Source organism: Neisseria montereyensis (assembly GCF_024834045.1).
GTDB lineage: Bacteria > Pseudomonadota > Gammaproteobacteria > Burkholderiales > Neisseriaceae > Neisseria > Neisseria montereyensis.
In genome coordinates this window covers 174,719-194,253 of sequence record NZ_JANUXW010000003.1, presented here as the reverse complement: position 1 = coordinate 194,253, position 19,535 = coordinate 174,719, and the positions used below count along the sequence as shown (strand labels likewise).

Here is a 19,535-nt window from a genome sequence, read left to right as displayed (position 1 = left end):
TATATATGAATAAACAAAGGCCGTCTGAAAATTCAGACGGCCTCTTATGATATAACTCAAATACACTTAATCTTCATCATCCCTATCGGCAGGTTTCATAAACCGGCAGAGCGATAAACCGGCTTCATAGAGCAAAATCAGCGGCACCGCCAGCATGATTTGCGAAATAATATCCGGCGGCGTAATCACCGCTGCGATCACAAAAGCACCGACAATCACATAAGGCCGCGCTACTTTTAATTGCTCCGGGGAAACCACGCCCATACGGTTTAGCAATACCACCACAACCGGCACTTCGAAAGTGGTGCCGAATGCGACAAACATCCCCAACACAAACGACAGATATTTATCAATATCGGTTGCCATATTCACGCCGACAGGCGTTACACCGGCTAGGAATTTAAAGATAATCGGGAAGACTAAAAAATAAGCAAAAGCCATACCGGTAAAAAACAAAATCACGCTGGAAAGCACCAAAGGCGTAATTAGGCGTTTTTCATTTTGATACAGTGCCGGCGCCACAAATGCCCATACTTGATACAGCGTGTGCGGCAGTGATAATAAGAAAGCCACCATCAAGGTTACTTTTACCGGCACGAAAAACGGCGCCACCACATCGGTGGCAATCATACTGGTATTGGCAGGCAAGGTTGCCATCAACGGATTGGCAACAAAGGTATAAAGCTGTTGGGAAAACGGCATCAGCCCCAAAAAACAGATTAAAACACCGAGAATCAACCACATCAAACGGCGGCGTAATTCGATTAAGTGTTCCACTAAGGGCTGGGAATATTGTTGTTCGGATTCAGACACGGTTGCTCATTTCTTGCGCACGCGCAGCTGAGGTTGGGGACGTTGGCGCGGCCGCGCACTGCGCTTGCGCCGAATGGCTTGTTTGCGTATGGAAGCGGTATGGAAGCTGTTTGCATAAGTATAGCCGCCTTCTATGCTATTGGCTGTTTCAGACGGCATATCATCGTTATTCCATTGCATTTCTTCTGTAGCATCCTGCAAGGGCATACCGTTTTCATCCAAGCCGAAATCGGCCGGCGTGTGTTGCTCGGGCAACCGCTCCCATGCGGGAACACTTAGGCCGTCTGAAATCTCGTGAAGGTCTTGGCGAGCCGTCGAACCGATATTGGTGATTTCACCCCGTATCTGTTCAGCGGTCGATTCAAATTCGCTTTTGGCTTTACGCCATTCTTCCATATCGGCATGTGCGCTCAACTCTTCTTTAACGCTACTGATCATGCGCTGCGCACGCCCAAGCAGATTGCCCGCCGCCCGCGCGGCTTTGGGCAGCCGTTCCGGACCGAGCACCACTAGGGCAATCACGCCGATAAGCAGTAGTTCGCTAAAACCAAAATCAAACATTTTTTAAGCCGATTTATCGTTGTCTTTTTGATGCTCTACGATGTCTTCTTTCTTGCCTTCTTCGCCTTCATTCAAACCTTTTTTGAAATCATGCACGGCACCGCCTAAGTCTTTACCGACATTGCGCAATTTTTTGGTACCGAATACCAATACGACAATCACTAAAACGATAACCCAGTGCCAAATAGAAAAACTACCCATAACGTAAAATCCTTTTGATTTGATTATTTAAAATATTTAAAAAATTAAAAGCCGCCTTAAACCGGCCGACCCATAATATGAATATGTAGGTGAAACACTTCCTGCCCGCCGCCTTTGCCGGTATTGATATGCGTTTTAAAACCATATCCCAAACCATTGGCTTCGGCGATTTCAGGCACTTTAACCATCATTTTACCCAATAAGGCTTCATGCTCCGGCCCGGCTTCTGCCAAAGAAACCAAATGCTGCTTCGGAATCAAGAGCAAATGAACAGGCGCTGCCGGATTGATATCTTTAAAGCACAACATATCGTTGTCTTCATACACAATATCGGCGGGGATTTGCTTATCTGCAATCTTACAGAAAATACAATCGGTCATCAGAAGCTCCAAAATAGCGGTTTGTTTATTTGCAGACGGCTTAATATGTTTATATTTCAACAGAGGCCGTCTGAAAATAAGCTTTCAGACGGCTTCTTGCATCTGCTGTTTGGCCGATTTTAATACAATTTCAACTTTCCTGCCGAGAAGCTTTTTCCACCAGCCCCGACAACCCCTGTCTGCGTGCCAATTCGCTAACCACATCTTCAACCCGTAAACCGTGGTGTGCCAGCAACACTTGGGTGTGAAACCATAAATCGGCCACTTCATAAACCAAATGCTCGCCACCGCCATCTTTTGATGCCATCAATACTTCGCCGGCTTCTTCAATCACTTTTTTCAGAATTTTGTCTTCGCCTTTATGCAACAGCCCAGCAACATAAGATGTTTCGGGACTACTGTTTTTGCGCTCTTCGATAACATTCTGAATTTCGGTTAAAACCTGTTCGCTCATATTTTTACCTCAATGGCTAATCATGCAAATGCTTGTTTCACAATACAGCAAATACAGGTCATCATTTTTTCAGACGGCCTGGTTATTGTAACCATGTTTAGCCGTGTGTATGCGTATGTCCGTAAATTTCTTTTTCGTCTTTTAATACCGCATCGACAATCTGCCATTCGCCGTCGCGCCAAACGCGGTAGAAACAGCTTTCCCGGCCGGTATGGCAGGCAATGCCGCCGGCTTGTTCGATCAACATAATAACCGCGTCGCCGTCGCAATCCAAACGCAGCTCGAAAACTTTTTGGGTATGCCCCGATTCTTCACCCTTCATCCACTGTTTGCCGCGTGAGCGGCTGTAATAATGGGCATAGCCGGTTTCAGCAGTTTTTTGCAGGGCTTCGGCATTCATCCATGCTACCATCAATACCCGCAAGGTTGCCGCATCTTGGGCAATGGCGCAAACCAAGCCCTTTTCATCAAATTTAACCGCATCCAATAACGCTTCGGACATTTCCAATACTCCTCAAAACCGATTGATGATGTATTAAGCCGATTTAGGCAGGCTTGATTGTTTTTATAGTAGAAAAACCATTATGCCTAACGGTGCGGCATCATAACAAAAAAGCCGCGCCGAAGCACTTTTCATAGGCTCATGGTTTTGTTTATTTCAAAAATGCCGCAATCACGGCTACCACCGTCATCACCATTAAAATCAATCTTAATTTTTCAGGCGGCAGTTTCAAGGCAATTTTCACCCCAATCAGCGAACCAATGGTATTGCCTGCCGCCAGAATCAGGCCGACATCCCACCAAATCTTGCCCTGTATGATAAATACCACCAAAGAAACGATGGTAAAGGCTAAAGTACACACCAATTTCAAAGAATTGGCACGCAATAGGCTGTAATTCAAAACCCCTGCCAATACCGGCAGCAATAAAAAGGCCACACTCGCCTGCACAAAGCCGCCGTATATCCCCACGCCAAACAAAAGCAGCGATGCGGCACGCGTTTCGGATACTTTCCGCTCGCTCATGTTTTCAGACGGCATTAACAGCTGAGGCTTCACAAAAGTGAGTATGGCCACGCCGAGAATACATAATAATAATGCCGGTTTTAAAATAGTATTGGGCAAAACCGAAGCCAATAAAGAACCGACCAAACCGCCAGCCGAGACCGGCAACAAAATGCCGCGCAAATCATAAGTAGGCAAAACGCCTGCTTTTTGGAAACCGCGAATACCGGCTAAGGATTGGAAAAAAATCCCGACACGGTTGCTTGCATTGGCCACATCGGGCGGCACGCCGAACAACATCAGCAGCGGCAAAATAAAATTAGAACCGCCACCGGCCAATATATTGATAATGCTGGCGCAAATGCCTAAAGCCGCAATGGCCAGATAATGCCAATAAGTCAAATCCATAAGCGTTGCCTCTGTTGTTTTCAGACGGCCTGATTATTTTTGCGCAACAGTGACCAAACACGAGCCGAAAACCTGTTTGCCTGTCGGCACATTCGATTGCGCCGCGTTAAGCGGTGCGCCGGTATAGCATGAAAAAGCGTCCATCGCATTTTTCGGCGAACCCTCAATCACCCTATCACTATAAATCATATAGGAAAACACTTTTCGATTCGGGTCGTAGTAGCGCATCACCTGTAAGGTTTTAAAAATCAGACTCGAACCTTTTTTAAAGACTTGCTGCGGCTTGAGTACGTCCGCTTCGTTATAGCTGACCTGAGCGGCCGTCTGAACACACGATACCGAAGCATCGGAAGCATCTTCTTCCAGATTCACCGTTTCTTTCAAGCCGCCTTTTTTCGCATAAGAAATATAACAGGTAACGCCCTGAACTTGCGGATCATCGAAAGCATGAATTTCAATGCGGTCGTTTTTACCGAGCAAATTAAACACGGTATCTGCCTCACCGATTTTATCGGTCGAACCACCACCGCAAGCAGCCAATAAAGACGACATTAAAATAACCAACAGCGATTTTTTCATGGATGGCTTTCCCTATTCCGCCTTTTCAGACGGGCTGATTCAAACAAGTTTATAAGCGCACTTCGATGCCGGCCGCACGCATGGCTTCTTTGGCTTCGCGGATACCCACTTCGCCGAAGTGGAAAATACTCGCTGCCAAAACCGCATCGGCTTTGCCCTCTTTCACGCCCTCTATCAAGTGTGCAATATTGCCGACGCCGCCCGATGCAATCACCGGAATATCCACCGCTTCGCAAACCGCGCGGGTGAGCGGCAGGTTAAAGCCCGCTTTGGTGCCGTCTCTATCCATACTGGTGAGCAGAATCTCACCGGCACCGCGCTTCTGCATATTCACCGCCCATTCCACCGCATCAATACCGGTAGGCGTACGGCCGCCGTGTGTAAACACTTCCCAACGGGTATTTTCCGCATTCACCGCTTTGGCATCAATCGCCACAACAATCGCTTGCGAACCGAAAAAATCACTCGCTTCATTCACCAAATCCGGACGGGTTACCGCCGCCGTATTAATACTGGCCTTATCGGCACCGGCATTCAACAAGCGGCGTATATCCGCCACTGCACGCACCCCGCCGCCAACAGTGAGCGGAATAAACACTTGCGAAGCCACTTCTTCAATCACATGCAAAATGGTATCGCGGTTATCGGAAGAAGCGGTGATATCGAGAAAGGTTAATTCGTCCGCGCCTTCATCGTTATAACGTTTGGCCACGTCGACAGGATTGCCCGCATCACGCAGGCCGACAAAATTCACGCCTTTCACCACACGGCCGTTATCCACATCCAAACAAGGGATAATTCGCTTAGCCAATGCCATATTCTTGTTTCCTTTATTTTTCAAACAACCATTTCACCCATAAGGCAATAACAACCGCATGATTCGGCAGCCGTGGGAAAAATCAAGGCTGCCGAAGCAGCCCGTGTTTAAGCCATCCAATCCGCCACCCATGCCGGCAAGTGTAGATAGAAATAATAATAACCCAGCGCACCGATTGCCGCCATCACCAACGAACCCATAAAGTTTTGCGCAAAACGGTTTACAATGCCTAATACCAACGCCGCATAAGCCCAAAGCAGGCAGTTCACCGCTACCCATTGCCCGTCGATAAACGGTATTTCAAAGGCCATACCCATGCTGATTAAAACAGCCAAAATGGTAAAAGCCAACCCCTCGCTAACGGCGTGAATATCGCGATCAGACGACCACGCCGCCCAAAAGCCCAATATAAATGCTTGAAACATGATTACCCCTTAAAAAAAATGATAAATAATTATAAATTGCAAACGATTAAAATAATACAAAAGGTTTTATTATATATGCTGTTTCATTATTTTATTAGTAGGCCGTCTGAATAATCGGTATGGATAACTTTCAGACGGCCTATTGATTAAGCGTTTTGAGCGGTTAACGAATCGGCCAATTGTTGGGCTTCGGCAAAATCAATACTGCCCTCATAAATCGCCCTGCCCGTAATCGCGCCGGTCACACCGCTTTTTTCTACGGCACATAAAGCGCGGATATCGTCCAGATTGGTTAAGCCGCCCGAAGCGATAACGGGGATACGCACGGCTTCGGCCAGTTTCACGGTAGCCTCGATATTCACACCGCTCATCATACCGTCGCGGCCGATATCGGTATAAATAATGCTGTTCACGCCGTCGTCTTCAAAGCGTTTGCCCAACTCGGTAACATGATAATCGGTCACCGTTGCCCAGCCATCAATCGCCACCATGCCGTCTTTCGCATCCAAGCCCACAATAATCCGCCCCTCAAACGCTTTGCACGCTTCGCGCACAAATTCGGGATTTTTCACCGCCGCCGTGCCGATAATCACATCGTTCAGCCCCAAATCCAAATATTTTTCAATGGTTGCCAAATCGCGGATTCCGCCGCCCAATTGCACCGGAATATCTTTCGCCACTTCTTGCAAAATATTGCTGACCGCTTCAAGGTTTTTCGGCTTGCCGGCAAAAGCACCGTCTAAGTCGACCAAATGAAGACGGCGCGCACCCTGTTTCAGCCAGTGCAGCGCGGTTTCTGCCGGATTGTCGGAAAATACCGTTGCCTGATCCATCAAGCCCTGTTTCAGGCGCACACAACGCCCTTCTTTTAAATCTATCGCGGGAATCAATAACATAATCTGTCCGTTATCTGCATCATTATTCAGACGGCCTTTTATCTCAATATATATAAGGCCGTCTGAAACGGTTGGAAAAACCTGCTTATTTTACTACACAACTCAGCCATTCCAGCGTAAAAAATTACGCAACAGCAATAAACCGCCGTCATGGCTTTTTTCAGTATGAAACTGCGTGGCAAAAACATTGTCTTTGCCGACAATACAGGCAAACGGTTCCGGATATTCGCTGGTGCCCAACACAATATCCGACTGCTCGGGTGCAAAATAATAACTATGCACAAAATAAAAGCGCGTATCTTGGGCAATATCGGCAAACAGCGGGTGCGCCTGCGTTTGGTGAACCGTGTTCCAGCCCATATGCGGCACTTTCAAGCGGTCGCCATGCGCATCGTGCAAATCGTTGCGAAAACGCTTCACTTCGCCGCCAAACCAACCCAAGCCCGCCGTGTCGCCCTCTTCGCTATGGTCGAACAACAATTGCGCGCCCACGCAAATGCCGAAAAAAGGTTTATTCTTCAGGCCGTCTGAAACCGCTTCGCCCAAGCCGCTTTTTTGCAAAGCCGCCATACAATCCGGCATTGCGCCCTGCCCCGGAAAAATAACTTTATCGGCGGCAAACACTTCTTCGGGACGGTCGGTCAATATGATTTCCGCCGGAATATCCGCCAACTTCTGCGCCGCCTGCGCCGATTTTAAAACCGAATGCAGATTGCCCATACCGTAATCTACAATAGCCACTTTCATCTTCTCTTTATCCTTTCAGACGGCCTTTTTTCTAACCGCCGAATAATAGCAGAAAAACAAACCCGCCCGATAACCCGTTTTGAGTTATACACCTTTTCCCCTCATGAAACAGGCCGTCTGAAAAATCGTTTCAGACGGCCTGCCTATTGCGTTTTTTAATGCTAAGATATAGCCCTTTGATTAATCATCAATCCATAACATTATGAATCCATTACTCGACACACTCAAACCCTATCCCTTCGCCCGTTTGCGCGCCGCCCTGAAAGATATTCCCGCCCCCGCCGGCATCGCCCCCGTTCCCCTGCATATCGGCGAACCCAAACACCCCGCGCCCAAAATCATCACCGACGCGCTAACCGCCGCATTATCCGGTTTGGAAAAATATTCCATGACCAATGGCCTGCCCGAACTGCGCCAAGCCTGCGCCAATTGGGCCAAACGCCGCTATGACGGTTTGCAGCTCGACCCCGAAACCGAAATCCTGCCCGTACTCGGCTCGCGCGAAGCATTGTTTTCATTTACCCAAGTGGTGCTGGATCCCACTTCAGACGGCCCCAAGCCCATCGTTATCAGCCCCAACCCTTTTTATCAGGTTTACGAAGGCGCCACCCTGCTCGGCGGCGGCGAAATCTATTTCACCAACAACCGCCCGCCCCGCTTTACCCCCGACTGGAAAAACATACCCGAAGACATCTGGCAGCGTACCAAAATGGTTTTTATCTGCTCGCCCGACAATCCCAGCGGCAGCGTGATGCAGCTCGACGAATGGGCCGAACTCTTCGCCATGCAAGACCGCTACGGCTTCGTTATCGCCTCCGACGAATGCTATTCCGAAATCTATTTTCAAGGCCGCAAACCCATCGGCTGCCTGCAAGCCGCCGCCCAACTCGGCCGCAGCAATAAAGGCATCGTGATGTTTACCAGCCTTTCCAAACGCTCCAACGTGCCCGGCCTGCGTTCCGGCTTTGTCGCCGGCGATGCCGCCTTGCTCCATGCCTTTTCGCTATACCGCACCTATCACGGCAGCGCCATGAGCCTGCCCATCCAATATGCCAGCATCGCCGCATGGAACGACGAAGAACACGTTATCGAAAACCGCCGCCTTTATCAGGAAAAATTCGATAAAGTGCTGCCGATATTACAACAAGCCTTCGACGTGCGCCTACCCGAAGCCTCTTTCTATATCTGGCTGCCCGTGCCCGACGGCGACGACTTGGCATTCGCCCGTAATCTCTGGCAAAAAGCCGCCATCCAAGTTTTACCCGGCCGCTTCTTCGCCCGCGACACCCCGCAAGGCAACCCCGGCAAAGGCTATGTACGCATTGCATTGGTCGCCGATATTGAAACGTGTGTGAAAGCGGCTGAAACGATTGTTTCGCTTTATCGGGGAAGTTAATAAACCGTTTTAAAGCTTACGGCATATAGAGTAATAAAGGCCGTCTGAAAGCTAATATAAAACAAGGGCGGATAATTTTATCCGCCCTTGTTTTATATCTATTAGGATTTTTCACTATAAAAAACCTATTATTCTCAATAAAAAACTATTAAAATAAAACACCAACATTTATAATATATCATTTTCTATTAGAAAATATGCACTTTATTCATTACTTAAATAGTATTTTAGCTATTATCTAGAACAACTACATTTTTTATATTAAAATTTTTTTCAAATGTTTCAATAAATAAATCTATATTCCTATAGAATCCTTTATTTTTGAAAAAATTATAGTGTTCTGCTTCCTCATTCGATAGTATTTTTTCATCTCCTCCATCTATATTACATTTACAATCACCATCTGAAAATATTAGAGTATATTCTTTATCAGGCTTACCCTTAAAAGATAGTGTATATCTTTTAACTCCATCATAAATATTACTATATTGTTCTATAGAATTTAAAAATGATGTGAGCTCATATTGATTATTATCATCATAAATAATTTTAAATTCACTAAACCCCTTTAGATTAAGCTTATTACACATAGAAATCAAAAACTTATTTGTTTCATACATTAAAAATATTTTTTTTAAAATATTAAAATAAGGAATTATTTCATTACGAATATCTTGCCCTTGTATTTCAGCTTTTTGATTAAAATGTGCGCTTGAATTTCTTTTTTTTTGTACAGTGTCATCTATTAATGTTTTTAATTTTTTACCTATTTTATCTTCTAAAAATGTATCTGTTTCTTCATTAAATTGCCACACTGCTTTTAATTGAGATGCACTATAAGAAGACGGTGTTTGAAACCATTTTTTACTAACATCTGCAGTAATATCAATTTCTCTTAAGAGATAACGTAAGCTTCTCCAAGCTACCCAAGAATCTAACAAAATCCAACCGTAAGAAGCAAATGATGATTGAATAGTAGCATCTCCTATTTTTGCGTATTCCTTAAATATTGCAGATAATCTAAATTCTATATCTTCGATAGTATTATCCAATATGTGCATTTAAAAATCGCCTCCAAAATAATCTATCCCTGCTTCAATTCTACCTCTAACAGACTTCATTGATGATGCTCTACGTGCTTGAAATAACTCAGAAAATTTATCTTCACCAATAACATCTTTCCAATTCTTAATATGCTCCTTCAGTTTATCAATGCTAATATCATCATTCTTTTTAAGCTTTAAGCGTCTATAAGTTAATCCAACCCAAATAGACTCCAAATATGTTTGAGTTGGTTTTGTATATGGTGACAAATCTTGTTCAGATAATTCATTTACAAGATCGAAAGCAGCATTAAATGCTTCGTCAAAATCTGCTTTAGAATAATATGTCTTATTAGATTCCTTTTTAACTGGATTTTCAAAGTCTTTTTGAGCATCAAAAAAATCATCTAACAACCCTCTTGAGGATGAGCCAGAAAAATCAGGGTAGCTAAAATAGTATGCCCAAAATTTTAAGATGAGTTCTTGTATTGGTGAATAATTATCATTTTTGCGTTGGGCATCCGTCCTTAAAAATTTCCATTTATCAAACCTTGTATCGGTTGCTAATTCATCTAAATATATTGCGAAATCCCCAAATGATACAGCCATTCTAATTTCTTGAGGCTTTAATGTTATTCCACCTGTGTTTATTCTTTGAAATGATAAATACATTGATGATTGACTATTGTGTGGAGTTAGTTGCCTCATTACTGTTATATTCATGAGAGCATCATCTAATCTGTCTTTATCTTCTGCTTCAAGGTCTTCATACGTTTTACCTTTCCATTTTGGGTGAATATTACCAATTAACTTAAATTTTTTTTCTCCACTAAAAGATCCTTCAACAATATATCTGTATAAAGACGTTAATCGCTGTAATCCATCTACTACTATAAGCCTATTTTTTTCAATATCATCATAAAAGAACATTGAAGGTACAGGTAATCCTCTAAGCATAGAGTCAACAAATTCCGATGCTTTTTTTTGATTCCAAACATAAGATCTTTGAAATTTAGGCACAATTAATTTTTTACCCCACCATTTCATTAATGTTGATAAGTTATAGGTATTGTAAAAAACAGCAATATCATATGCCATAAGCTCATTATTTTCATCTTCATCTTCATATTCATCCTCGTATTCATTATCATCCAAATATTGATTATTCATTTGTAGTTTTTCATCTTGGTCATTCATACTTTTATCCTCAAAATTTCAAAAGTCTATTAAAAAACAAATAATACTATTTATTATAGTATTTTATATTACTATAAATTCCTACTCCCACTCAATCGTAGCAGGCGGTTTGCCGCTCACGTCATACACAACACGGTTAATGCCGCGTACTTCGTTAATAATGCGGTTAGACACTTTGCCCAGCAGCGAATATGGCAGCTCCGCCCAGTGTGCGGTCATAAAATCGCTGGTTACAACGGCGCGTAAGGCGACAACATATTCATAAGTGCGGCCGTCCCCCATTACGCCGACGGATTTCACCGGCAGGAACACGGCAAAGGCTTGGCTGGTGAGGTCATACCAAGAAGTGCCGTTTTCATCGGTATGGTTACGCAATTCCTGAATAAAAATATCATCGGCACGGCGCAGTAAGTCGGCATAGTTTTTCTTCACTTCGCCCAAAATACGCACGCCCAAGCCGGGGCCGGGGAACGGATGGCGGTATACCATTTCGCGCGGCAGGCCGAGCGCGACACCTAATTCGCGCACTTCGTCTTTAAACAAATCGCGCAAGGGTTCGAGTAATTGCAGGTTTAATGTTTCGGGCAGGCCGCCGACATTGTGATGGCTTTTAATGGCGTGGGCTTTTTTGGTTTTGGCGCCGGCGCTTTCAATCACATCGGGATAAATCGTGCCTTGTGCCAGCCATTTGGCGTTTTGGCGTTTGCCGGCTTCTTTTTGGAAAACTTCGACAAATTCGGCGCCGATAATTTTGCGTTTTTTCTCGGGGTCGGTTTCGCCGGCCAATTTGCCCATAAAGTCATCGGTCGCATCTACATGAATCACATTCACGCCAAGATTGCGGGCAAACATATCCATCACCATTTCGCCTTCATTCAAGCGCAATAAACCGTGATCGACAAATACGCAGGTTAGCTGGTCGCCGATGGCACGGTGAATTAAGGCTGCGGCCACCGAAGAATCCACGCCGCCGGAAAGGCCGAGAATCACTTCGTCGCTGCCGACCTGTTCGCGGATTTTGGCAACGGCTTCGTCGATATAGTTGGGCATGGTCCAGCTCGGTTGCGCTTTACAGATGCCCAAAACAAAACGGTTTAATAGCGCGCGGCCTTGTTTGGTATGGGTAACTTCGGGGTGAAATTGAATGCCGTAGAATTGTTTTTCGGCATGTTCCATCATGGCAATCGGGCAGCTCGGGGTGTCGCCTACCACCACAAAACCTTCCGGCAGTTTGGATACTTTATCGCCATGGCTCATCCACACATCCAAGATATTCGGCTGATGGTCGAAAATATCGCGCGTTAATTCGCAATCGATGGTTTTCACTTGCGCATAGCCGAATTCGCGCTGGTCGCCCGGGGAAACTTCGCCGCCGAGATGGTAGGCCATAAACTGCATGCCGTAGCAAATGCCGAGAATGGGAACGCCCAAGTCGAAAATACCGGTATCGGCCTGATAATCGGAGTTATAAACGGAATTGGGGCCGCCTGAAAGAATAATCCCTTTGGGGTTAAAGGCTTTAATGTCTTCCAAAGGCATATCGAATGAATGCAGCTCGCAATAAACATGCGCTTCGCGTACGCGGCGGGCAATCAGTTGGGTTACTTGCGAACCAAAATCGAGAATGAGTATTTTGTCTTGGGTCATAGCGGTTTCTTTGGGATGAGAACAGGTTGTATCGAAAGATTTATATCGTGCAGACAGGGTAATCAATAAGGCCGTCTGAAAAGGCAGCATTGTACCATTTTTCAGACGGCCTGAATCAGTTTGCCATTAACGGCAGATTTATTCTTTAAGCTGTTTTTGATGTTTGTAGGGCACGATGCTACTGCGCGACAACAACAGCAATGCGCCGAGAATAATCATACCCAATGCAATCAGCGGCGAATAGCCGAAGATGTATTCGTTTCTTAAATAAACCGCCGCGCCGATATAAACCAAAAACGGGCCGGATACGATGGATTGTTTATTGATGCCGTCTACTAACAACACCACAATGCCGACGACAGCCAAGCCGATGGCAATCAGCGTAGCCGTTGCCGGAAGCACACCCGTACTTTTTAAAAACCAAACCGCTCCGGCGGCAATTAAAAACAGCGGTAATGCAAGTGAGGATTGTGGCATGGTATAAAACTCCGACTGCTAAAGTAGTAATGATATTCAGACGACCTATAAAGCTGTTTGATTAGAGGCCGTCTGAAAATATAGTATCTCAATAAATGAGTATGGCCGAACAGAATTAACCTGCGTTTTTCATCAAACGTTGTTTCTCACGTTTCCAATCGGCTTCTTTCAGGCTTTGGCGTTTATCGTGTTGTTTCTTACCCTTCGCCAGCCCGATATCCATTTTCACATAGCCACGGTGATAATGCAGGTTCAAAGGCACGATGGTGTAGCCCGAGCGCTCTGTTTTGCCGATTAGTTTATTAATCTCAGACTGCTTCAATAATAATTTGCGCGGGCGTACGGGATCGGTTTTCACATGGGTGGAAGCATCAGCTAATGCGGTAATATGGCAGCCCACCAGATAAAACGCATCTTTTTTCCAGTGGATATAGCTTTCTTTAAGCTGCACCCTACCGGCACGGATGGCTTTTACTTCCCAGCCGCTTAAAACCAAACCGGCTTCGATTTGGTCTTCAATAAAATAGTCGTGAAATGCTTTGCGGTTATTGGCTATACTCATAATCGTTCAATCGTATCAATCTTTTCAGACGGCCTATTTTATCAGAAGGCCGTCTGAAACCCTATTTAAAATGCTTTTAGGCACAAAAAGCGCAGTATTGTTTCATCATGATAAACCACACTTTCCACAAATATGGATAAGGGGCGCACCCACAAACCATATTCGCCATATAAGGCACGATACACCACCATTTCTTCTTCGGTTTCCGAATGGCGCGCCGTGCCGATAACTTCGTATAGCCCGCCTTTATAATGGCGGTAAATTCCAGGCTTCACAATATCCATATTAAAATTTTATTTTATTAAATAGTTGTTTTTATATTTATTTTTCTATAAAACGACGGTAGTATTCGTTAATAGCGGCAATGGCCTGTTTATGGTTCGGTTTTAAATCGGTTTGCCAATCGGCAAGCCTTGTTAGAATCAGATCTTCTTCCGCCATCGCACACGATGTAGATTGGTTTTTGCGCAAATAATCGATTAATTCTTCTATTTGTCTGCGTGCATTCTGATAATCGGCATCAACAATCATCATGACATTCGTATTTGAAAAGATGGGTTAGATTTTATTTACAGATTGCCATCTTGAAAATAAAGAATCTGCATAAAAATAAATGGCAGGTTTAAAAAAACCTGCCATACATGAATCATTGCAACCGGCACAACCGGCACAATTTAATCAAGCAGCCTGAATATTGGCAGCTTGTTTGCCTTTCGGGCCGGTGGTTACATCAAAAGAAACGCGTTGGCCTTCTTTTAATGTTTTGAAACCATCCATATTGATTGCAGAGAAATGTGCGAACAAGTCTTCGCCGCCTTCATCGGGGGTAATGAAACCAAAACCTTTAGCGTCGTTAAACCATTTAACAATACCGGTTGCCATTGAACTTCCTATACTAAAAAAAATTAACAAAAAACAGCAAATATTAGGCAACTCAAAAAACCAAAAGTTCCGATTTCTCCTAAACCATTAGATTTATATTGTGGATGCCAAGTTATGCTGACTTACTTTTTACCTATGTTAAGGTGTATAGTCAAGTAGTGTTTGGGAAAAAAAACAAAATTTATTAAAATAATGCAAAAAACAACATAAGCCATATCCGAAATTCCAGCGAAGACTTAATATGACCAAAAATAATACCCAATATGATACCGATACCGACACTTTAAACCGGAACAAAACAGCCCCACCTAAGAAATATGGCGTCTTTCTTTTGAACGACGATTACACAACCATGGATTTTGTTGTTAAGGTATTAACGGAAATCTTCATGCTGCCCGAAGAGCGGGCAATCGCCGTGATGCTGTTGGTGCATCACGAAGGTAAAGGGCTTTGCGGCGTTTACAGCCGCGATATAGCCGAAACAAAACAACAACAAGTTATGCGGCTCGCCAGACAGGAGGAACAACCGCTACAATGTGTTGTTGAGGAGGTATAAATGATTTCAGAAGAGCTTGAGCAAATTTTACAAATTCTCTATGCCGACGCACGCAAGCAACGGCATGAGTTAATCAGCTTGGAGCACTTATTGCTGGTGTTAATCGAACAAAGCGACGAAGTACGGGAAACCCTGCAGGAATGCCATGTAGACTGCAAAGTGCTCTCGGAACAACTTATCAGCAGTATTGTCGACAACACCCCGATTCTACCCACACATTTACTTGATAAAACCGAAACACAACCTACTCTAGGCTTCCAACGCGTATTGCAGCGTGCCATGGTGCACGCCCAATCTGCCGACAAGCGCGAAGTGAAGCCGACTGATGTTTTAGTGGCACTAATGAGCGAAACCGACAGCCCCGCCGTTTATTTTCTGCAACTGCAATCGGTAACGCGCTACGACATTCTCCGCACGCTGGCGCACGGTAAAGGCGCTTCCGAAGACTCATCCGAGGATTCCGACGGACAGGAAGAGGAAAAAGAAGAAAAAGGCCCTAATAAAAAAGATGCATTGTCTTCTTATACCGTGAATCTGAATGCTGAAGCTGCTGCGGGTCGTATCGACCCCCTTATCGGCCGCAAGCATGAGATGGAGCGTTTGGTTCAAGTTTTATGCCGCCGCCGTAAAAACAACCCGATATTGGTTGGTGAGGCCGGTGTCGGAAAAACGGCGCTGGCGGAAGGATTGGCTCATGCAATCGTAAAAGGTACGGTGCCCGAAAACTTAAAAAATGCCGTTGTTTTCTCATTGGATATGGGCGCACTATTGGCCGGAACCAAATACCGCGGCGACTTTGAAGCACGCGTGAAAGCCGTTTTAAAACAATTGGCCAAAATCCCGCACGCTATTTTGTTTGTGGATGAAATCCATACCATTATCGGTGCGGGCAGCACTTCCGGCGGCACAATGGACGCTTCCAACCTGCTCAAACCCGCATTGGCCAAAGGCCAACTGCGCTGCATCGGTGCGACCACTTACGACGAATACCGTACGATTTTCGATAAAGACCACGCATTAAGCCGCCGTTTTCAAAAAATCGACATCGTCGAACCCAGTATCAGCGAAACCGTACAGATTTTACGCGGCCTAAAACCGATGTTTGAAAGCTTCCATAACGTGCGCTATACCGCCGGTGCTTTAGAGGCTGCGGTCGAACTTTCCGCACGCTATATTAACGAACGTTTCCTACCCGATAAAGCCATCGACGTGATGGATGAAGCCGGTGCGGCACAACGTATTTTGCCGAAATCAAAACAGAAAAAGGTTATCGGTAAAGCCCAAATTGAAGCCGTGATTGCCAAAGTGGCTCGCATTCCCGAAAAAACCGTTTCCCACGACGACAAACAAGTGCTGCAGTATTTAGGGCGTGATTTGAAAAACATGGTATTCGGTCAGGATGATGCCATTGATGCTTTAGTGGCCGCCGTTAAAATGGCGCGTTCCGGTTTGGGACAGCCCAATAAACCCATCGGCAGCTTCTTGTTTTCCGGCCCGACCGGCGTAGGGAAAACCGAGGTGGCCAAGCAACTGGCGTTTTCGTTAGGCATTCCGCTGCAACGTTTTGATATGTCCGAATATATGGAACGCCATGCCGTATCGCGGCTGATTGGTGCGCCGCCGGGCTATGTCGGCTTTGAACAAGGCGGATTGCTAACCGAAGCGGTAAACAAACAGCCTTTCTGCGTTTTATTGCTCGACGAAATCGAAAAAGCCCATCCCGATATTTTCAATGTGTTGCTACAAGTGATGGACTACGGCAAACTAACCGACAATAACGGCAAGAGTGCCGATTTCCGCAATGTCATTATTATTATGACCACCAATGCCGGCGCGGAAAGCTTAAGCAAGCCGACCATCGGCTTTGCCGGCAAACGCGAGCGCGGTGATGAAATGGAAGCCATCAACAAACAATTCTCACCCGAATTCCGCAACCGTTTGGATGCCGTGATTGCCTTCTCACCGCTCAACGAAGCCGTGATTGCCAAAGTGGTTGATAAATTCCTGTTGCAACTGGAACAACAACTGCTTGATAAAAAAGTGGAAGCCGAATTCTCACCGGCTTTACGGAAATATCTGGCGAAAAAAGGCTTCGATCCGCAAATGGGCGCCCGCCCGATGTCGCGCCTGATTCAAGACAAAATCCGCAAGGCATTGGCAGACGAACTACTCTTCGGCAAACTGGCCGACGGCGGTTTTGTGCGGATAGATTGGGATGAAGCCAACGATAAAGCTGTTTTGAAGTTTAAGAAAAACACTTCCGATAAAGCATTAGATACGGTTGTATAATTAAGCAATATCAACCAGCTAAAAAGGCCGTCTGAAATATTTATTCAGACGGCCTTTAATATAATATGGGTTGGCGGATTGATTTAAGCCCAATATTTTTTCTTAGAGGTTTTGCCGATACCCGGATTAAAGCTGTTGGTCGGATCCAATTTTCGATAAAACGATTTCAGCGCAGGCTTGGCTTCATACAAATGGCCGACATTATGCTCGGCAGGATATTGCGCACCGCGTTTTTCCAACAATTCCAGCATTTCATGTTCCAGTGCCACACAATCGCGGCCTTTTTTCACCAGATAATCGTGATGGAAAACATAGCATAAGAAATGGCCGCAATACACTTTCTTGCTGATTTGGTCGTCGATTTCAGACGGCAGTTTTTCAAACCAATCATGATCGTTACGGCGCAACGCCACATCAAGGGCAACAATATCTTCCACATCCTGAGTATGCACGGCACGATAGCGAACCGATGCGCCGCCGACGGCAAAACGATGCAATAAAGCTGCCTGAGCCTCTTCGGGATTACATTCAAAATAACTGCCCGTTTTGTCGCTAAAATAATCTTTTAAGAAGGCACGCGCCTCTTCCACGCCCGCACCGCCCATCTTCAGAATCAAATGGTGTTCGTAGCGGTCGCGGAAATCGTATAAAGAAGCGGGTAAATGCTCAGGCAGACAGCCGGCAATAAATTGCAAAGCTTTATCGGTAAAATGCTTGGGCAGGAAAGTTACTTTTTTACTGAAGCGTTCCACCTTAGCTTTAAAGTCAAATAAAGCGGGCAGACGATGCGTACCGAATTTTTTAATAATCCAAAACGTATCTTTGCCATACTTGGCCGCCACATCAAACGCGCCGCGATGTAGGTATTCGCCCAAAATCGGCAGGTTTTCAAATTTGGTTAAAATATGGCGGCGGATGCCGTTTAATTCCGCCGTGTCGTTGGTGCCGATATAGAAAACGGCGGTATTTTCTTCGAGCGGGAAAGTATCCATGCGTACGGCAAAAACCATCAGCTTGCCGGCGGAACCTGATGCTTCATAATGGCGGGAAGGGTCGGCATTAAAACGGGCGGCACTGGGTTCGTCAACTTGGCGGACGTGTTGGCAATAGGTATGGTCGTGCCCTTTGCCCGCATCAACCGTAATATCTTTTCTCTGATAATGATGGCCTTGCAGATTGGTTAATATTTCTTCAGGCGTATCACCCAAATCAATCCCCAAATGGTTCACCAGTTCCAACTCGCCTTGCTCGTTGATTTGGGCAAATAAGGCCATTTCCGTATAGGCCGGCCCGCGCTGTACCAATGCGCCGCCGGAATTGTTGCACACACCACCCAATACCGATGCGCCGATACACGAAGAGCCCAACACGGAATGCGGCTCCCTGCCCAACGGTTTTAATAAAACTTCGAGCTGGTTCAAGGTCGAACCGGGTAGGCAGACGACTTGTTCGTTATTGTTAATCGGCTGCACGATATTCATGCGCATGGTGTTCACAATCACAATATCGCGGTCGTAATCGTTGCCGTCGGGCGTCGAGCCGCCGGTCAGCCCGGTATTGGCCGCTTGTGTAATCACAATCACATCGGCCTCTACGCAGGCCTGTAAAATTTTCCATTGTTCAAGTATGGTTCCCGGCCGCACAACGGCCAACGCTTTGCCTTCGCCGAAGCGGTAGCCCTGCCGATAGGGTTCGGTTTTACTCGGATCGGTTATCACATAAGGCGCACCGACAATATCGGTAAATTTTTGAATCAGCTGCGTGGTAGTCATTTCTTTTTCCTGAAATTAATGAGTATCCGGATGAATTTAAGTGTACGTTTTTTCGCCCGACACGGTCAAATACTGCTTGGTTAGGCACAATATATTTTAGGCCGTCTGAAAAACCTTTCAGACGGCCTGTCTAACTATAATCTTTACAATTAACCCTATGCTTAAAAAGGATATTTACAAACCATTCGCCAATACCTATATCATGCTGTCTGCTATTATGGCGAACGCTCATGCCAAAAACATTTTTAAAGCATTTTCTTATTTGGATTCCAACCTGTTTTAACGCTATAATCCATAGTTGCGGTCTGCAATGATAACAGGCCGTCTGAAAACCCAAATCCCGCCGATGCCCGCCTGAAACCCTAACCATGCACATAGTTTGATTAATTTGTGTGCATCATTAGTGTTTTAGCGGCAACGGCACCAACT

Annotated in this window: 24 protein-coding genes; 3 read left to right on the top strand and 21 right to left on the bottom strand. The window is 45.4% G+C overall.

Annotated features, from left to right (window positions below; all coding sequences use genetic code 11):
• Positions 1–66 precede the first annotated feature (66 nt).
• From tatC to hisH, 12 genes are all read right to left on the bottom strand, one after another.
• Positions 67–813: a twin-arginine translocase subunit TatC gene (gene tatC, locus NXS09_RS05205; RefSeq protein ID WP_259291498.1), complete on the bottom strand. Its 747-nt coding sequence runs from the start codon at positions 811–813 to the stop codon at positions 67–69.
• A gap of 6 nt (positions 814–819) precedes the next feature.
• Complete coding sequence (gene tatB, locus NXS09_RS05200) at positions 820–1,374, bottom strand: Sec-independent protein translocase protein TatB (RefSeq protein ID WP_259291497.1); 555 nt, start codon at positions 1,372–1,374, stop codon at positions 820–822.
• A 3-nt stretch (positions 1,375–1,377) separates the two neighbouring features.
• Entirely contained in the window at positions 1,378–1,575 is a 198-nt protein-coding gene (gene tatA / locus NXS09_RS05195) for a Sec-independent protein translocase subunit TatA (protein ID WP_151051606.1), read from the bottom strand.
• 56 nt (positions 1,576–1,631) lie between these two features.
• The gene (locus tag NXS09_RS05190) at positions 1,632–1,955 is read right to left on the bottom strand and encodes a histidine triad nucleotide-binding protein (protein ID WP_259291496.1); all 324 of its coding nucleotides are present in this window, start codon (positions 1,953–1,955) and stop codon (positions 1,632–1,634) included.
• A gap of 130 nt (positions 1,956–2,085) precedes the next feature.
• Positions 2,086–2,409 carry a phosphoribosyl-ATP diphosphatase gene (locus tag NXS09_RS05185; RefSeq protein ID WP_259291495.1) on the bottom strand — a complete coding sequence of 108 codons (324 nt, stop codon included), beginning with the start codon at positions 2,407–2,409 and terminating at the stop codon, positions 2,086–2,088.
• A 97-nt stretch (positions 2,410–2,506) separates the two neighbouring features.
• The gene (hisI, locus tag NXS09_RS05180) at positions 2,507–2,911 is read right to left on the bottom strand and encodes a phosphoribosyl-AMP cyclohydrolase (protein WP_259291494.1); all 405 of its coding nucleotides are present in this window, start codon (positions 2,909–2,911) and stop codon (positions 2,507–2,509) included.
• 151 nt (positions 2,912–3,062) lie between these two features.
• Complete coding sequence (locus tag NXS09_RS05175) at positions 3,063–3,821, bottom strand: sulfite exporter TauE/SafE family protein (RefSeq protein WP_259291493.1); 759 nt, start codon at positions 3,819–3,821, stop codon at positions 3,063–3,065.
• A 33-nt stretch (positions 3,822–3,854) separates the two neighbouring features.
• Positions 3,855–4,400 (bottom strand): CreA family protein, encoded by a 546-nt coding sequence (locus NXS09_RS05170; protein ID WP_259291492.1) that lies wholly within the window; start codon positions 4,398–4,400, stop codon positions 3,855–3,857.
• A gap of 49 nt (positions 4,401–4,449) precedes the next feature.
• Positions 4,450–5,217, bottom strand: a complete 768-nt coding sequence (hisF, locus tag NXS09_RS05165; RefSeq protein WP_259291491.1) for an imidazole glycerol phosphate synthase subunit HisF — start codon at positions 5,215–5,217, stop codon at positions 4,450–4,452.
• A 107-nt stretch (positions 5,218–5,324) separates the two neighbouring features.
• Complete coding sequence (locus NXS09_RS05160; RefSeq protein ID WP_259291490.1) at positions 5,325–5,642, bottom strand: multidrug transporter MatE; 318 nt, start codon at positions 5,640–5,642, stop codon at positions 5,325–5,327.
• A gap of 146 nt (positions 5,643–5,788) precedes the next feature.
• Positions 5,789–6,538, bottom strand: a complete 750-nt coding sequence (gene hisA, locus NXS09_RS05155; protein WP_259291489.1) for a 1-(5-phosphoribosyl)-5-[(5-phosphoribosylamino)methylideneamino]imidazole-4-carboxamide isomerase — start codon at positions 6,536–6,538, stop codon at positions 5,789–5,791.
• Positions 6,539–6,640: 102 nt separating this feature from the next.
• Positions 6,641–7,285, bottom strand: a complete 645-nt coding sequence (gene hisH, locus NXS09_RS05150) for an imidazole glycerol phosphate synthase subunit HisH (RefSeq protein WP_259291488.1) — start codon at positions 7,283–7,285, stop codon at positions 6,641–6,643.
• A gap of 202 nt (positions 7,286–7,487) precedes the next feature.
• Between hisH and dapC the strand changes: the two genes are divergently transcribed.
• Positions 7,488–8,681 carry a succinyldiaminopimelate transaminase gene (dapC, locus tag NXS09_RS05145; RefSeq protein WP_259291487.1) on the top strand — a complete coding sequence of 398 codons (1,194 nt, stop codon included), beginning with the start codon at positions 7,488–7,490 and terminating at the stop codon, positions 8,679–8,681.
• A 227-nt stretch (positions 8,682–8,908) separates the two neighbouring features.
• Here the strand turns inward: dapC and NXS09_RS05140 are convergent, their stop codons facing one another.
• The 8 genes from NXS09_RS05140 to NXS09_RS05105 all read right to left on the bottom strand — a co-directional run bounded on the left by NXS09_RS05140 (position 8,909) and on the right by NXS09_RS05105 (position 14,489).
• Entirely contained in the window at positions 8,909–9,742 is an 834-nt protein-coding gene (locus tag NXS09_RS05140; RefSeq protein WP_259291486.1) for a hypothetical protein, read from the bottom strand.
• A complete protein-coding gene (locus tag NXS09_RS05135; protein WP_259291485.1) occupies positions 9,743–10,921 on the bottom strand; it encodes a DUF262 domain-containing protein in 1,179 nt (392 codons plus the stop codon).
• An 81-nt stretch (positions 10,922–11,002) separates the two neighbouring features.
• On the bottom strand, positions 11,003–12,568 hold the full coding sequence (gene guaA, locus NXS09_RS05130) for a glutamine-hydrolyzing GMP synthase (RefSeq protein ID WP_259291484.1): 1,566 nt from the start codon (positions 12,566–12,568) through the stop codon (positions 11,003–11,005).
• 138 nt (positions 12,569–12,706) lie between these two features.
• On the bottom strand, positions 12,707–13,045 hold the full coding sequence (locus NXS09_RS05125; protein ID WP_151053021.1) for a hypothetical protein: 339 nt from the start codon (positions 13,043–13,045) through the stop codon (positions 12,707–12,709).
• Between the two features lie 115 nt (positions 13,046–13,160).
• The gene (gene smpB / locus NXS09_RS05120) at positions 13,161–13,607 is read right to left on the bottom strand and encodes an SsrA-binding protein SmpB (RefSeq protein WP_151051630.1); all 447 of its coding nucleotides are present in this window, start codon (positions 13,605–13,607) and stop codon (positions 13,161–13,163) included.
• 65 nt (positions 13,608–13,672) lie between these two features.
• On the bottom strand, positions 13,673–13,891 hold the full coding sequence (locus tag NXS09_RS05115; RefSeq protein WP_259291483.1) for a DUF1653 domain-containing protein: 219 nt from the start codon (positions 13,889–13,891) through the stop codon (positions 13,673–13,675).
• 37 nt (positions 13,892–13,928) lie between these two features.
• Positions 13,929–14,141: a branched-chain amino acid ABC transporter gene (locus tag NXS09_RS05110; protein WP_259291482.1), complete on the bottom strand. Its 213-nt coding sequence runs from the start codon at positions 14,139–14,141 to the stop codon at positions 13,929–13,931.
• A 144-nt stretch (positions 14,142–14,285) separates the two neighbouring features.
• Positions 14,286–14,489, bottom strand: a complete 204-nt coding sequence (locus tag NXS09_RS05105) for a cold-shock protein (RefSeq protein ID WP_003682902.1) — start codon at positions 14,487–14,489, stop codon at positions 14,286–14,288.
• A gap of 241 nt (positions 14,490–14,730) precedes the next feature.
• On the opposite strand from NXS09_RS05105, the gene clpS reads away from it, so the two are divergent.
• Complete coding sequence (gene clpS, locus NXS09_RS05100; RefSeq protein ID WP_151051636.1) at positions 14,731–15,045, top strand: ATP-dependent Clp protease adapter ClpS; 315 nt, start codon at positions 14,731–14,733, stop codon at positions 15,043–15,045.
• Complete coding sequence (gene clpA, locus NXS09_RS05095) at positions 15,046–17,334, top strand: ATP-dependent Clp protease ATP-binding subunit ClpA (protein ID WP_259291481.1); 2,289 nt, start codon at positions 15,046–15,048, stop codon at positions 17,332–17,334.
• Positions 17,335–17,417: 83 nt separating this feature from the next.
• Here clpA and dld read toward each other — a convergent pair whose 3' ends face one another.
• The gene (gene dld, locus NXS09_RS05090; RefSeq protein WP_259291480.1) at positions 17,418–19,106 is read right to left on the bottom strand and encodes a D-lactate dehydrogenase; all 1,689 of its coding nucleotides are present in this window, start codon (positions 19,104–19,106) and stop codon (positions 17,418–17,420) included.
• Positions 19,107–19,535 lie beyond the last annotated feature (429 nt).

Excerpts from the sequence above, each read along its gene's own strand:
- tatB (WP_259291497.1), bottom strand. The coding sequence starts at position 1,374 with ATGTTTGATTTTGGTTTTAGCGAACTACTGCTTATCGGCGTGATTGCC.
- tatA (WP_151051606.1), bottom strand. The coding sequence starts at position 1,575 with ATGGGTAGTTTTTCTATTTGGCACTGGGTTATCGTTTTAGTGATTGTC.
- NXS09_RS05190 (WP_259291496.1), bottom strand. The coding sequence starts at position 1,955 with ATGACCGATTGTATTTTCTGTAAGATTGCAGATAAGCAAATCCCCGCC.
- NXS09_RS05185 (WP_259291495.1), bottom strand. The coding sequence starts at position 2,409 with ATGAGCGAACAGGTTTTAACCGAAATTCAGAATGTTATCGAAGAGCGC.
- hisI (WP_259291494.1), bottom strand. The coding sequence starts at position 2,911 with ATGTCCGAAGCGTTATTGGATGCGGTTAAATTTGATGAAAAGGGCTTG.
- NXS09_RS05175 (WP_259291493.1), bottom strand. The coding sequence starts at position 3,821 with ATGGATTTGACTTATTGGCATTATCTGGCCATTGCGGCTTTAGGCATT.
- NXS09_RS05170 (WP_259291492.1), bottom strand. The coding sequence starts at position 4,400 with ATGAAAAAATCGCTGTTGGTTATTTTAATGTCGTCTTTATTGGCTGCT.
- hisF (WP_259291491.1), bottom strand. The coding sequence starts at position 5,217 with ATGGCATTGGCTAAGCGAATTATCCCTTGTTTGGATGTGGATAACGGC.
- NXS09_RS05160 (WP_259291490.1), bottom strand. The coding sequence starts at position 5,642 with ATGTTTCAAGCATTTATATTGGGCTTTTGGGCGGCGTGGTCGTCTGAT.
- hisA (WP_259291489.1), bottom strand. The coding sequence starts at position 6,538 with ATGTTATTGATTCCCGCGATAGATTTAAAAGAAGGGCGTTGTGTGCGC.
- hisH (WP_259291488.1), bottom strand. The coding sequence starts at position 7,285 with ATGAAAGTGGCTATTGTAGATTACGGTATGGGCAATCTGCATTCGGTT.
- dapC (WP_259291487.1), top strand. The coding sequence starts at position 7,488 with ATGAATCCATTACTCGACACACTCAAACCCTATCCCTTCGCCCGTTTG.
- NXS09_RS05140 (WP_259291486.1), bottom strand. The coding sequence starts at position 9,742 with ATGCACATATTGGATAATACTATCGAAGATATAGAATTTAGATTATCT.
- NXS09_RS05135 (WP_259291485.1), bottom strand. The coding sequence starts at position 10,921 with ATGAATGACCAAGATGAAAAACTACAAATGAATAATCAATATTTGGAT.
- guaA (WP_259291484.1), bottom strand. The coding sequence starts at position 12,568 with ATGACCCAAGACAAAATACTCATTCTCGATTTTGGTTCGCAAGTAACC.
- NXS09_RS05125 (WP_151053021.1), bottom strand. The coding sequence starts at position 13,045 with ATGCCACAATCCTCACTTGCATTACCGCTGTTTTTAATTGCCGCCGGA.
- smpB (WP_151051630.1), bottom strand. The coding sequence starts at position 13,607 with ATGAGTATAGCCAATAACCGCAAAGCATTTCACGACTATTTTATTGAA.
- NXS09_RS05115 (WP_259291483.1), bottom strand. The coding sequence starts at position 13,891 with ATGGATATTGTGAAGCCTGGAATTTACCGCCATTATAAAGGCGGGCTA.
- NXS09_RS05110 (WP_259291482.1), bottom strand. The coding sequence starts at position 14,141 with ATGATGATTGTTGATGCCGATTATCAGAATGCACGCAGACAAATAGAA.
- NXS09_RS05105 (WP_003682902.1), bottom strand. The coding sequence starts at position 14,489 with ATGGCAACCGGTATTGTTAAATGGTTTAACGACGCTAAAGGTTTTGGT.
- clpS (WP_151051636.1), top strand. The coding sequence starts at position 14,731 with ATGACCAAAAATAATACCCAATATGATACCGATACCGACACTTTAAAC.
- clpA (WP_259291481.1), top strand. The coding sequence starts at position 15,046 with ATGATTTCAGAAGAGCTTGAGCAAATTTTACAAATTCTCTATGCCGAC.
- dld (WP_259291480.1), bottom strand. The coding sequence starts at position 19,106 with ATGACTACCACGCAGCTGATTCAAAAATTTACCGATATTGTCGGTGCG.